Below are 14139 nucleotides of genomic sequence, written 5' to 3'. Positions count from 1 at the left end.
TGATCAAAGGCAAATCCTTACTCACAATTTACTAAGTGCTTGCAGTTTTATAGAGAATGCTTTTTTTTGTAAAACAATCAAACAAATATGACTTAAAAAAGTAGTTAAGATGTGGAGAATCTTAGTCAGTCCGGAAAGTCGATGTCACTTTCGGCAAATTTGCATAATTGATCGAGCATATCACTTAGCTTTGTGCCGGATTCAGTTAGCGAATATTCTATTCGTGATGAAAGCTCGTGCAGATTATCATGGCGGCTAATCAGTTTATAATGTTCAAGAAGCTTTAATCGATCGGCTAAAATATTATCGCTTATGTGTTTCAAATCTTCTTTTATATTTGAAAAACGTGTATTTCCTTCTTCGATACTAAACAGGACATCCGTGAGCCAACGTTTACTCAATAAGTGTAAAAGCTCATTCAGTGCACATTTTTCTTCCAGATAGGTTTGATTGTAATAATTTGTTGAGCTCAGTTTTCTCATAAAATTATTTTTGGAGGCTAATATAGGATTTTTGATGGAAGTAGGGTTAATCATTGTAATAAAACTCAATAGGCAGGGTTAATTCTTAAAAAATATATAAAACAATAAAATGAAGTACAGAAAACTTGGAGAAACGAGCTTGAACCCCTCGGTTATAACTTTCGGCGCTTGGGCCGCCGGTGGATGGATGTGGGGGGGAACGGAAAGAAAAGATGCAATAGAAGCCATTAAAGCCTCTTATGATTTAGGTGTAAATACCATTGATACAGCCCCGATCTACGGTCAGGGAACAAGTGAAGAAATCGTAGGTGAAGCAATTCAACAGCTACCGCGGGACCAAATCTTGATTCTAACGAAATTTGGTATGCGTTGGGATTCAACAAAGGGCGATTTTGCCTTTAAAAGTAAGGACAATAATGGTGTAGATATTGATATCTATAAATATGCAGGAAAAGAAAGCATTGTAAAGGAATGTGAAGACAGTTTGCGAAGATTGCGAACCGATTATATAGACCTTTATCAAATTCATTGGCCTGATAAGACAACACCTATTGAAGAAACCATGGAGGCTGTTGCCCAATTGATAAAAGATGGGAAGGTCCGATATGCAGGTGTATGTAACTACGACGTTTCTCAAATGAAAGAGGCAGAAAAATTTCTCGAACTTGCTTCTAATCAAGTGCCTTACAGTATGGTAAAGCGAGCAATCGAAAAAGAAGTGATTCCTTATTGCCTACAACACAAAAAATCCATCATTGCCTACAGTCCTTTAGAGCGTGGTTTGCTGACAGGGAAAATGAAACCAGGTCATGTCTTCAGTGAAGGAGATCACCGTGCAGGACTTCCTTTCTTTCAAGAAGAGAATTTGAAAAGAACAAATGCTTTTCTAGAAAAGATACGGGATTTGGCTACAGATAAGGGGATTTCGGTGGGGCAACTGGTGCTTCTATGGACACTGGAACAGCCTGCTATTACAATTACTTTGGTAGGAGCGAGAAACAAACAGCAGGCGATACAAAATGCCAAAGCTGCTGATTTCTCGATCTCAGCGGACGAGGTGGCACTTATTACGGAACAGTTGAATCAGTTGCACTTGCTTATTTAAGCATCCTATTCGCGAAGCGTTTGCAGCCCAGCTGTGAACGCCTTAGCGGATTTGCTTAAAAACTTCTTTGAAAATCTGTCCCAATTGAATTACAAATCTTTCAGTATAAAAGCCATCTGGATCTAAATCCGGATCCAAAATACTCATGCTCATGCCGGTCACTTTAGAGTTCCCGAGCAAAGGAAGGAGTAGGTCCCTTAATTCTTGATACAATAAACCATCTGGACTTCTACTGTCGACGGCAGGCATTAGCTCATCGTTTAGAACATCTACATCAAAATGAATCCAAAAGCCTGATACTTTTTTATTTTCGATATGATAAAAAAAAGAATCTATACAAGATTTTATGCCCATTGATCGTAATCGATTTAATGGAATATAGGTGGCTTCTGAATCAATAATAACTTGTTCGTACCAATCTACATATTCTCTATTTCCTACACACCAAACATGTTCTTCCTTGATATAGGGTTTTAGTCCCAATATATTGCTTATCTTTTCTGGTCCACGACCAGCTGCAAAGGCAGCAGCCATACCTCCTGCACCACCTGTCTGTGATAAGGAGGGCCATATGAAGTCGGTATGACCATCTAAATAAAATAATGCCTGGTTGCCACGTTCAGCTAAACTCAGTAATGGACCTAGGAGTACGCTGCAATCTCCGCCTACTATAAAGGGAAAAACAGATTCGTCGATTTCTTGTTCAAAAAAGCGCTTTTGTTTAATTGCATAATTCACAAGCGCATCGGCATTTCGTACGCCGCTTTTAACGTCTAGATCCATTGTGTAGGAAGGGGCATCCAATCGGACAATTTGTTTGTTTGGAAAATAATCGTATAATCCCCATCTCCTTAGCCAATCGGGTAATTTGTTTACGCCAGGTTCTTGCCCTGGTCGTGGTTCTTTTAATCCTAAATTGGAAGGACACTCGATGAGGTATATATTTTTCATTCGGCGCATATGGTAAATATAGGAAAGCTTATTGGTTATAAGAAGGAAGCGCCTATGCGATATTACCTGAACTTTAAAAAAAAGTAAGCTTGTTTTTTATAGCGAATTGTTTTAAACTTGCGTCTAGCCTAAAAAAATCGTATTGAGCTGATTGTTGGTATAAAAAGAATGTTAAATTTTTTACTTTCTGGAATATGTCAGATTTAGCAAACACTGAACAACTATTTAAAAATTACTATAAAAAATTGTGTCATTTTGCTTTGCTGTTACAGGATAGTAAGGCATAATAGACACCGTTGCTCTCCAGCATGAAACGGATTTAAGAGTTTAGGTAGCTCTCCGATTCAACGATCTTCATACTTTTCAGGAGCAGGATAGTTGGCAGGAGCAGTATGTCAAACCTTAATGCAGAAAAAGAGGCAAGTTACAGGGTAAGACTTGAAGCCTGCCAGTGATCAAAAAAAACAAAACCAAGATATGATGAACTTCTGTAAAAAGAAATACACCATTCTTCTGTTATTTCTAATGATAACAGGGAAATTGTTGGCGCAAACCATTCCCGATCCAAAATCATATTTTGGATTTTCAATTGGCGATGATTACCAACTGGCAACCTACCAGCAATTGGAGGAATATTTTCAGTTGATTGACGGACTCTCTGATCGGGTACTGACAACAAAAATAGGAAAGACGGAAGAAGGAAGAACTCAATATGTATGGATTATCTCTGCTCCAGAAAATCTACAGAAGCTTAATCACTATAAAGAAATTTCACAAAAGATGGCACGTGCTGAAGACATCTCCGATGAAGAGGCAAAAAAGCTAGCAATGGAGGGTAAACCAGTGGTATGGATTGACGGAGGGCTGCATGCGAATGAGACAGTTGGTACCCATCAGCTCATTGAAACCTTTTACCAATTGGTTAGTCGTAATGATTTGGAAAACAAGACGATTTTGGATGATGTCATTATTTTGTTGTCACAGGTAAACCCCGATGGACAAGAATTAATGAGTAATTGGTATATGCATGAGAAGGATCCCAAAAAACGCAATATGCGTATTCCACGCCTGTATCAGAAATATATCGGGCATGATAATAATCGCGACTTTTTTATGATGAATATGAAGGAAAGTACGCATATTGCTCGTCAGCAGTATATTGAATGGATGCCACAAATTGTTTACAATCATCATCAACGTGGACCTGAGGGTTCAGTTTTAGCAGGCCCCCCTTATCGTGATCCCTTTAATCATGTATTCGATCCGCTTATTATTACCAGCATTGATGGTGTTGCGGCAGCTATGAATAATCGACTGAATGCAGAAAATAAGCCGGGCTATACCCGTTTAAGCGGCTCTGTTTTTTCGACTTGGTGGAACGGTGGACTGCGAACGACCCCTTATTTTCATAACATGATCGGTATTTTGACGGAGATTATTGGCAATCCAACACCGGAAGAAATTCCGGTCGTGCCGGCACGTTTGATACCGAATAATGCAACACCTAATCCGGTGCCCCCGCAAACTTGGCATTTTAAGCAATCGATTGATTATTCTCTCTCGCTGAACTACGCTATTTTAAAATATGCACAACGGCATGGAGATGAGCTGCTTTATAATATGTATGTAATGGGTAAAAACGCAATCGAGAAAGGGAGTCGAGACAACTGGACGTTGCTGCCACGTTATGCGGATTCTATTAGCATCGCATATAAGCGAGATAAGGAGCTCAAAAAACTAGAAGGCGATACCATTCCCAAGTGCTATTATGATGCCGTCTTACAAAATCCGACGTTTCGAGATGCGCGTGGTTATATTATTCCGGCTGATCAAGTAGACTTCCCGACGACGGTGAAATTTGTTAATGCGTTAATAAAGTCAGGGATACTTGTACATCGAGCCAGTGCTGATTTTTCTGTGGGATCGAGACACTATCCGAAAGGATCATATGTTGTGAAAACAGCGCAAGCTTTTCGTGCGCATGTACTGGATATGTTTGAACCACAAGACCATCCAAATGATTTTCAGTATCCCGGTGGTCCTCCCGTGAAACCTTACGATGCCGCAGGATGGACTTTGGCCTTTCAAATGGGCGTGCACTTTGACCGAATAACAGATGCTTTTGATGGACCATTTGAACGTATTGCTTATGGCCTGTTACAGCAAGCACCTGTTAAAGAATTTGTACGGTCAAAACAGGGCTATTTATTGGATGTCCGAGTTAATGACGCTTTTACGACTGTTAATGATTTGTTGAGAGAAAATATAGCGGTTTATAGGACACAAACTGTTATGGATGGAATGCCGGCCGGTTCTTTCTATGTAGAAGCAAAAGGAGGTTCCCTATTGCAGCAAGCCGTCAAGGATTACGGTGTTTCAGTGAAAGTAGCGGTGACAAAACCGAAAAATCTTTTGTCGATAAAGCCGAGTCGAGTAGCTCTTTTTGATTACTATGGCGGTTCCATCCCTTCTGGTTGGGTCCGTTGGATTATGGAACAATATCATTTTGGTTTTCAGCTTGTTTATCCGCAAGATATCGACAAAGGACGGCTGCACAAGGATTACGATGTCATTTTATTTGTTGGAGGTGGAATTCCTCCTTTAAAATCGGTCTTAAACAGTAATCGGTATTTCAAGATGCCCTCAAAGGAGGAGGTGCCGACGGCCTATCACCATATGCTGGGAAATTTAAGTGTAGATCGATCGATCCCACAGCTTAAAGCCTTTATGGAAGAAGGGGGCAGAATTATTACAGTTGGTAGCGCTACAAATTTAGCTTATCATCTCCAATTACCGATTGAAAATGCCTTACATATTGAAAATAGTCAGGGGAAAAAAGTGATTTTATCAGGCGATAAATTTTATATCCCTAGCAGCATTTTAGCGCTCCGCGTAGATACGACGCTGATACCAACTTTTGGAATGCCGTCTTCTGCTAATGTGGTTTTTAACAATAGTGAAACATTTAGGATTAAGCAGGAAGACTTGGATCAAATTAAACCGCTGATGTGGTTTGATACCGATAAACCGCTAAAAAGTGGATGGGCTTGGGGGCAGACCTATCTTAAAGATGGGGTCGCGGCATTTTATGCTACCGTCGGAAAAGGTACTTTTTATGCTTTTGGACCTGAAATTACCAATAGGGGGCAGTCGCACGGTACCTTCAAATTATTATTTAACGGATTGTATAACTGATTTAATCCGTGTGTCGAAATGCGTGCAACATGTTAACCGGCTTTTTTCGGACGATTATTTTGTAGCGGATCAAAAAGTAGTATATTTGGTTTCTCCAATTATATAACCATGACCAAAAAAATACGTGATTTAACGTCTTTGGTTCACCAAATGGCGATAGCTAATACCGAAAGTGTCTACGTAGAGGTGTTTAATATTTTATTTGAGCCGGTTAGGAAATTTTCTTTCAGCATTTTGAAATCATGGGAATTATCGGAAGAAGTTGCGAGCGATGTTTTATTTATGTTATGGGAAAAACGTGAACAACTGTTGGAGATAAAGAATGTAAAACATTATGCTTTTGTTGCGGCAAGAAATAAATCCTTGAATATCTTGAAACAACATATGGGACGGGATTTTTTATCTCTTGACGAAGTGGATTTTAACATTCAATTAAATACACCAAGTCCCGAAGCTATTTTTATTCAGGGAGAAATGAAGACCAAATTGGAACAGGCTGTCGCTTCTTTGCCGAAACAATGTAAATTGGTCTTTCAGTTAGTGAAGGAAGAAAGCTTTTCTTATAAGGAAGTCGCTGATATCTTAGGGATTTCTACAAAAACCGTTGATGCGCATCTGGTCAATGCGATGAAAAAATTAGCTCAGATCCTTAAAACTGAGTTCAAACTAGCCGATTAACGATTAAGCTATTTCTTAACTACCCGACAATGAAACACTAAGCGTTTCAACCACCCCGCTAATTTCAATTCTTATTAGGGAAAATCCAAAATTTAATTGTCTCTATAATAACATGAGATTATAGGCCTAAAGTTGAGTTTTACATGACTATTTTGAAATATTACGTCCATTTTTTTGGAATGAACCTATTCGTTCTGATTTTAAGTTGTACTGGTAATAATCAAGAAAGAAACGATCAAACGGGTATCGATTGGCCGGTTTATGGGGGCAATAACTTTGGAAATCGGTACTCACCACTTCGTCAAATCAACACGGAAAACGTGCGTGATCTTGATGTGGCCTGGGAATATCAGACCGGGGAGAATAAATTAGGTGAACGCCCTTTTGAGATTCAATGTCAACCTATCATAATTGACGGCATTTTATATGCCACAACGCCTCAGTTGAAAGTTTTTGCCTTAAATGCAGCGACAGGAGAAGAAATTTGGGTTTTTGACCCTTTTAAAACCATGGAGCCACAATACCATGCCAATCGGGGCTTGTGTTTTTGGTTGGGAAAAGGTGAAAAGCGTATTCTTTTTACAGCCGGATCCTTTTTATATGCGTTAGATGCTTCAACAGGCCAACCTATTCCTGCGTTCGGTGAATTGGGGAAGGTGGATTTACACAAAGGGCTGGAAAAAAACTTAACCCATGAAGTGACTGATCTTTTTGTGATCGCAACATCACCGGGTATCATCTATAAAAATACAATTATTATGGGATCACGTGTTTCCGAATTTGGCGATGCTGCCCCAGGACATATTCGAGCATACGATATATTGACGGGAAAAATTAAATGGACTTTCCATACTATACCTCAACCGGGAGAATTTGGTTATGATACTTGGCCAGCCGATGCTTATAAAAAGATAGGGGGCGCGAATTGCTGGTCGGGTATGGTATTAGATAGTAAGAGAGGTGCCATTTATTTAGGAACAGGATCGCCGTCGGTCGACTTTTACGGAGGGGATAGGCGGGGAACCAATCTTTTTGCTAATTGTATTTTAGCTTTAGATGCTGAAACCGGGGATCGCATTTGGCATTTTCAAACTATTCACCATGATCTTTGGGATCGCGATTTGTCGAATCCGCCTAATTTAGTTACCGTTGAGCGTGGTGGTAAGAAAGTGGATGCGGTTGCCCAGGCAACAAAAGACGGCGTGATTTATGTGTTGGATCGAGACAGTGGTAAACCACTCTTTCCCGTTGAAGAACGAGCTGTACCTACCGAGGGTGCAATGCCTGGTGAACAGCCCTGGCCTACACAACCTTATCCGCTTAAACCAAAACCTTTTTCCAGGCAGTTTTTTACGGAGGAAGACATCAATGATATGACAGTGGAAGGCTATCAATTTGTTAAGAAAAGGTTTAAAGAAACGAGATCGGGCAATAAATTTATACCACCAAGCAGTGAAGGCTCATTGATTTTCCATATTGGGGGTGGTGCGGAGTGGGGAGGAACAGCGGCAGATACAGAAGGTGTTTTATACGTCAACGCAAACGATATGGTATGGGATTTAAAAATGATGGATATGGCAACGGGAATGGCTCAACAAAAAGAAGAGAAAATAACAAGGGGCGAAGCCTTGTATTTAGCAAATTGCGCCGCATGCCATGGGGTGGATTTAAAGGGAAGTGGAAACAAAACTTATCCTAGTTTATTGAACATAAAGGAGCGAATTAGTAAGAAGGATTTATTTGATATCATGAAAACGGGTAAAGGAATGATGCCTTCATTTCGACATATTAGTGCATTCAAACAGGAAGCTATTGTCAGTTTCTTATTGAAAGAGGATATTGTAGGTGAATCGTCGGATAATTTACACCAAAATACCAATTTAATCAATATGCAAAATACGGACGAAAATATGTTCCCCTATGTAGCACCGTATGTTAATAATGGACAAGTTCAATTTCGAACACCTGATGGCTATCCCGCGGTTAAACCACCCTGGGGAACCTTAAATGCGGTTGATCTTAACTCTGGTGACTATTTATGGCAGGTTCCTTTAGGTGAATTTCCAGAACTGAAAAAAAAAGGTGTATCGCCAACAGGCACTGAAAATCATGGAGGACCTATTGTTACCGCAGGTGGCCTTTTATTTATCGGAGCAACACAGGATGAGCTTTTCCGTGCATTTGATAAAAAGTCGGGAAGGGTCCTTTGGGAGTTTAAATTACCGGCAGGTGGCTTCGCTACTCCCGCTACCTACGAGGTAAAGGGTAAGCAATATGTTGTAATTGCTGCCGGAGGTACAAAGTATGGAAAAAAGCCGGGAGGTTCATACATCGCATTTGCTCTGCCTGATTGAGAATAAAACGCAATTTTTTTCACAATATCAAAAAAGAGTTAGGGAATTTTTAAAATTATACTGTCTTTAATAAAAAGAACCAATAACAGAATCAAGAAGCTATTTATCATGATAACCGCAGGCTGTAAAATAGCATGTATTAACATGAATAAATGTATCGTTAACCATTATAAATTGATAAGCATGGCAAGATATGTATAATATAAAAATGAGAAGTGCGCCAACACTTCTCATTCAATTCCTAGAATTAGCTTAACACTATTCTTCAGATTTTTTAACAATAATGAACAAAGCTATGAAAAAAAAAGAACTAAACGAAAGAGTTCTTCTTGGTAGACCTTTTGTTTACTTTTTTGCAAAAACCAAACGCTTAATACGTCTTTACGGTTTTTTCCTCCCCATTTTTTTTTCGCTGAACAGTATGGCCAAGTTGGACCATCAGGGTGAAAAAATTGACCTGGTTGTGCAAAATGTAAAACTTAAAAATGTATTTCCGCTACTCGAAAAGAAAGGTAAAATACGACTTATGTACAGTGAAGAGAATGGAATCTTCGATAAGCCGGTTTCCATCAGTGCAAAAGATATGCCTGTCCTAGAGGTGTTGGCTCATTTGCTGTCGAACACAGATCTAGAGTACATGGAACTGAAAGACAATTTGGTGGTCGTTAGAAATAAGTCGTATCAACAAGGTAAAACAATTAATGGCTTAGTCAAAAGTACTTCCGGACAACCACTTGCAGGCGTCAGTGTGCTGATAAAAGGTGCGCAAGGAAAGGGAACCCGAACTACTGCCGACGGGTCCTATACACTAAGTGCCCCTGCCAATGCAGTATTGATATTTACTTATCTCGGTTATGTACCCCAAGAAGTAAGTATTACGGGAAAAACTAGAGTAGATATTATATTGCAGGAAGACGCACAGCAATTAGGTGAGGTAATTGTGACGGCCTTAGGAATCAAACGTGAAAATAAAAAGCTGGGCTATTCAGCTTCGGCGGTTAATCCTGAACAATTAACGGAAAATCGGACAACTAATTTCGGAAACAGCTTGTCGGGAAAGGTTGCCGGACTGAACGTCTCTCCTTCACCAACGGGGCCGGGAGGCTCTTCAAAAATTCGATTAAGAGGACAGTCTTCTTTCGGGGGCAACAATTCCCCTTTAATTGTCGTCAACGGCGTGCCAATTAACAATGCTCCTCAAGGTGGGGCCAATGGCGCAAGTGGGGGAAATACCGGTGAAATGAATACTGACTTGGGTGATGGTTTGCAAAGTATTAATCCAGATGACATAGCATCGCTTACTGTTTTAAAAGGAGCGGCTGCCGCTGCTTTATACGGTTTTAGAGCAAAAGACGGTGCAATTATTATTACAACAAAATCCGGTAGTGATCAAAAAGCAGGGATTGGGATAAGTTATAGTTCAAGCTTTCAGGCAGACCAGCCGCTGGACTATACCGATTTTCAATATGAATACGGCCAGGGAGAATACGGTATTCGTAATGAAACATTAGCGGACGCCAGACGAACAGGTGTTTGGAGTTTCGGTCCTCGATTTGATGGCTTACCCATGATGCAGCACGATGGAGTTGAACGCCCCTACCTCCCTTATCGAAACCGTATCAGAGATTTTTACGATATAGGCAAAACGTTTACCAACTCACTGGCTGTGTCAGGAGCTAACGAAAAAGGTAATTTTCGTGTTTCTTTTGCCAATACAGAAGCAAATAGCATCGTTCCCAATTCGGACTATAATAAAAAGATATTTAACATAGGCCTTAACTACAACCTTAATAAGGAGCTTTCTGTGCAAGTGAATGCCAATTACTCCAATGAATTTAACAACAACCCGCCGGTCGTTAATCAACAGGCTTTTAATGTAAACCAGACCGTCTATACACTAGCCAATAGCATCGATATGCAATGGTTGGAAAATGCCTATAAGGACCCTGTAACAGGGAATGAAATAAATCCTTCACGATTTACTGATAGAACCAATCCATATTGGTCAATTAATGAGCGGTTTGAAACGCAAAAACGAGATCGCTTGTTCGGTAATATTTCATTGCGTTACCAGTTTACTCCTTGGCTATGGGCGCAGGGACGTGTGGGGCAAGATTACTTTACCAATGTCCGGCATGCAAATAGGCCAACTGGAACGGCGATGTTGCCCGTAGCACCTACAGGATTTAACGGCAATTATTTTCAAAACACCAGCACCTTCCGCGAACGAAATATTGATTTTTTGGTTGGTTTGAACCACCAAATAGGACAGTGGGGAGTGGATGCTACTTTTGGTATGAATTCCATGGATCAAAAATCGGAAGGGATGGGCACCTCGGTGACGAATTTCTTTATCCGTGATCTATATACAATTGATAATGGGCAAATAAAAAATCCAGTTTATTCCTTGTCACATAAAAGAGTCAATTCCGTATTTGGTACTGTAGATTTTTCTTTTGACGAATTCTTATTTTTGAATTTAACGGGTAGAAATGATTGGTTTTCTACGTTGAATCCAGCTTCTAACAGCGCGTTTTATCCGTCAGCTAGCACCAGTTTTGTCTTTAGTCAAATTTGGTCTTCTAAACCCACCTGGTTTGATTTTGGTAAAATTAGAGCTTCCTACGCTGAGGTTGGCGGCGATACCAATCCTTATACCAATAGTCTGTATTATAATATCGAGAATAATCTATTTGATGGTGTTCCTTTGGGGATTATTACGTCTAATATTAGTCCAAACGCGAATTTACGCCCGCTTACGGTTAAGGAAACGGAATTTGGTATAGACTTTAAGCTATTTGACAATCGTTTGGCGGTAGATATTGCCGCTTACAACAAATTAACAGAAGATGAAATTTTAAATGTCGATATTTCAAATGCTTCTGGTTATGGTCAAACGCTGGTTAATGTAGGTAAATTAAGAAACCGGGGGATTGAAGCGTCCATTGCCATTACACCGATAAAAAAGGAGCATGTCAAATGGGAGTCAGTTGTCAATTATGCCTATAATAAGAGTAAAGTGCTTCAATTAGCTGATAATCAGACGCGCTTTGATGTTGGTACCGGTGAGTATATAGGTATTGTTTCACACGAGGTGGGTTTGCCAATTGCCTCTTTACGTGGCGTAGATTACCTGCGTAATACTAATGGTGAGATTATCACTTCTAATGGTCTCTTTTTACCAGGCAATATTGTTACCTATGGTAGTGCTATTCCTCCTCATACGGGCGGATGGTTAAATACCGTCACCTATAAAGGGCTCCGTTTTTTTATGCAGATCGATTTTAAGGCAGGACACAAAATGATTTCGAATTCGAACTTCAACTGGACGCGCCATGGTTTGCATAAAAATAGTTTAGTAGGACGTGAAGGCGGAGTGGTCTTCGACGGGGTAAACAATGATGGTTCGCCTAATACCACGGCCGTAGAAGCTGAATTATTTTATAGTCAATATCGTTCCGGAAATATAGCAACGCCCTTTGTTTATGACGCAAGTTTTGTACGTGCCCGTACGATCTCAATAGGCTATGATTTCAGTAAATTTTTACGACATACTTTTATAAAATCGATTAATGCCAACGTATTCGTAAACAATCCGTTTATCATTAGTAAGAAGGTAGATAATTTAGATCCGGAAACGCAGTATTCAGCATCGGATTTGAATGCTGGGCTGGAAACACACGCCTTACCAACAACGAGAACCTATGGACTTAACCTCAATGTTAATTTTTAATTCATTAAAGGCTCCTGGCCTAGGGCAGGTAGCTATCTAATCAATAGCAGAATAGACATGAAAAAGATTTTAATACATCTTCTGATGCTTGCTGTTTTGTATGCGAACAGCAGTTGTGATAAGAATTTTAAGGAGATCAATACAAATCCCTCATTGGCAAGCGATTTGGATCCAGCCTATCTTTTCTCAAATGCACAACGTTTATCGGCCATTGCTTCGTATCACTATCAAGGCGAAATCGTTCAACAGATTAATACACCTTATGGCGGACTTTTAGCGGCAGGGAATCGAAACATTATAAACGATCAACATGCAAGTGATGCTTTCAATACTATCTATACGGGGCCGATCAGATACCTCATTGAGGTAATGGATAAAACGGAAGGAAAAGAAGAACAAAGTAACTTATATCAAATGGCACGTATCTGGAAAGCATATTGTTTTCAATTACTTGTTGATACCTATGGTGATATTCCATATACAGAAGCAGGTCTTGGATATACACAGGCTGATTACTTGCCAAAATATGATCCAGCGGAAACCATATACGAAGCGATTATCAAGGAATATACTGAAGCTACAGATGCGCTAGATATTAATAAGCCTGGTATCGGTTCGGCTGATTTATTTTATGGTGGTGCTATTGATCGCTGGAAAAGATTGGGGAATTCGCTCCTATTCCGCCTAGGAATGCGCTTTACAAGTCTAGACGAAGAAAAGGCGCGATCAATTGTCATTACAGCTACTGCCCCTGCGAGAGGAGGACTTATGCAATCCAATGAAGATGATGCGCTGATTCAATTTAACGCAGTGTATACAAATAGCACATCAAATGCACTACTAGGTGGTGAGCGTGCTAATTATTACATAGGAAAACCTTTTGTCGACTTCTTAAAAAACAATAATGACCCACGACTTCCATATATTGCCATAAAGTACGAACTTCCTGCAAATCCACTAGCTTCAGCCGGTGCGGCTAATACAAATCCTAGCGATCAACAAGGGATGCCCTATGGGTATGATGAAAGCTCAATTGAAACAGCGCCTGGTTATCCCGGGAAGGTGGGAGCCGCGTGGAAGTATTCCCAATTTAACCGATCCACGGTGATGCGTATAGACGCACCTGAATATTTCATCACTTTCTCTCAGACACAGCTTCTATTGGCAGAGGCTGTGGTGAGGGGCTACCTTGCTTCAGGTAGTGCACAGCAATTTTATGAAGTGGGCATTAAGTCGCACATGGAGCAAGCCTCTTTATTTGGAAGTATGCCAAACATTAGTACGGAAGAAAAGGAGGCATATCTTCATAGTCCGTCTATTGCTTTTACATCGGAGAGGGCCCTAGAACAAATTAATGAACAATACTGGGTTAGCTCTTTTCGGAATTGGTCGGAAGCATGGGCAAATTTTAGGAGAAGTGGCTACCCTCGACTTAATCCTGTGAATTTTCCTTCTCAAGATCCTTCGATTCCAAGTGCCGGTGGCTTTATTCGAAGACTCGTTTACCCGTTACGGGAGGTCTCGGTCAACGCGACCAATATACAAGAGGCAATTACCAGGATGGGTAGCAATAGCTTAGGTACACGCATTTTTTGGGATCAAGTTAATTAACTCCTTCGTCATTAATAAAACAACAAAAAT

General features: G+C 40.2%; 8 protein-coding genes. 6 read left to right on the top strand and 2 right to left on the bottom strand.

All coding sequences use genetic code 11. The features are described 5' to 3' along the window. Positions 1 to 125: 125 nt before the first annotated feature. Positions 126 to 482 carry a winged helix-turn-helix transcriptional regulator gene (locus tag RYH73_RS14075; protein WP_335314077.1) on the bottom strand — a complete coding sequence of 119 codons (357 nt, stop codon included), beginning with the start codon at positions 480 to 482 and terminating at the stop codon, positions 126 to 128. A gap of 109 nt (positions 483 to 591) precedes the next feature. On the opposite strand from RYH73_RS14075, the gene RYH73_RS14070 reads away from it, so the two are divergent. Next, positions 592 to 1587 (top strand): aldo/keto reductase, encoded by a 996-nt coding sequence (locus RYH73_RS14070; RefSeq protein ID WP_335314076.1) that lies wholly within the window; start codon positions 592 to 594, stop codon positions 1585 to 1587. A gap of 42 nt (positions 1588 to 1629) precedes the next feature. Here the strand turns inward: RYH73_RS14070 and RYH73_RS14065 are convergent, their stop codons facing one another. Beyond that, positions 1630 to 2538 carry an arginase family protein gene (locus RYH73_RS14065; RefSeq protein ID WP_335314075.1) on the bottom strand — a complete coding sequence of 303 codons (909 nt, stop codon included), beginning with the start codon at positions 2536 to 2538 and terminating at the stop codon, positions 1630 to 1632. 477 nt (positions 2539 to 3015) lie between these two features. On the opposite strand from RYH73_RS14065, the gene RYH73_RS14060 reads away from it, so the two are divergent. From RYH73_RS14060 to RYH73_RS14040, 5 genes are all read left to right on the top strand, one after another. Next, entirely contained in the window at positions 3016 to 5733 is a 2718-nt protein-coding gene (locus tag RYH73_RS14060; protein WP_335314074.1) for a M14 family metallopeptidase, read from the top strand. Between the two features lie 108 nt (positions 5734 to 5841). After that, entirely contained in the window at positions 5842 to 6411 is a 570-nt protein-coding gene (locus RYH73_RS14055; protein WP_335314073.1) for an RNA polymerase sigma factor, read from the top strand. A gap of 143 nt (positions 6412 to 6554) precedes the next feature. After that, positions 6555 to 8765: an outer membrane protein assembly factor BamB family protein gene (locus RYH73_RS14050; protein ID WP_335314072.1), complete on the top strand. Its 2211-nt coding sequence runs from the start codon at positions 6555 to 6557 to the stop codon at positions 8763 to 8765. Positions 8766 to 9060: 295 nt separating this feature from the next. Then, a complete protein-coding gene (locus RYH73_RS14045) occupies positions 9061 to 12498 on the top strand; it encodes a SusC/RagA family TonB-linked outer membrane protein (RefSeq protein WP_335314071.1) in 3438 nt (1145 codons plus the stop codon). Positions 12499 to 12555: 57 nt separating this feature from the next. Continuing rightward, positions 12556 to 14109 (top strand): SusD/RagB family nutrient-binding outer membrane lipoprotein, encoded by a 1554-nt coding sequence (locus tag RYH73_RS14040; RefSeq protein ID WP_335314070.1) that lies wholly within the window; start codon positions 12556 to 12558, stop codon positions 14107 to 14109. Positions 14110 to 14139 lie beyond the last annotated feature (30 nt).

The organism is Olivibacter sp. CPCC 100613 (genome assembly GCF_036959255.1).
Taxonomy (GTDB): domain Bacteria; phylum Bacteroidota; class Bacteroidia; order Sphingobacteriales; family Sphingobacteriaceae; genus Olivibacter.
This window is presented reverse-complemented; position numbering and strand designations above follow the sequence as displayed.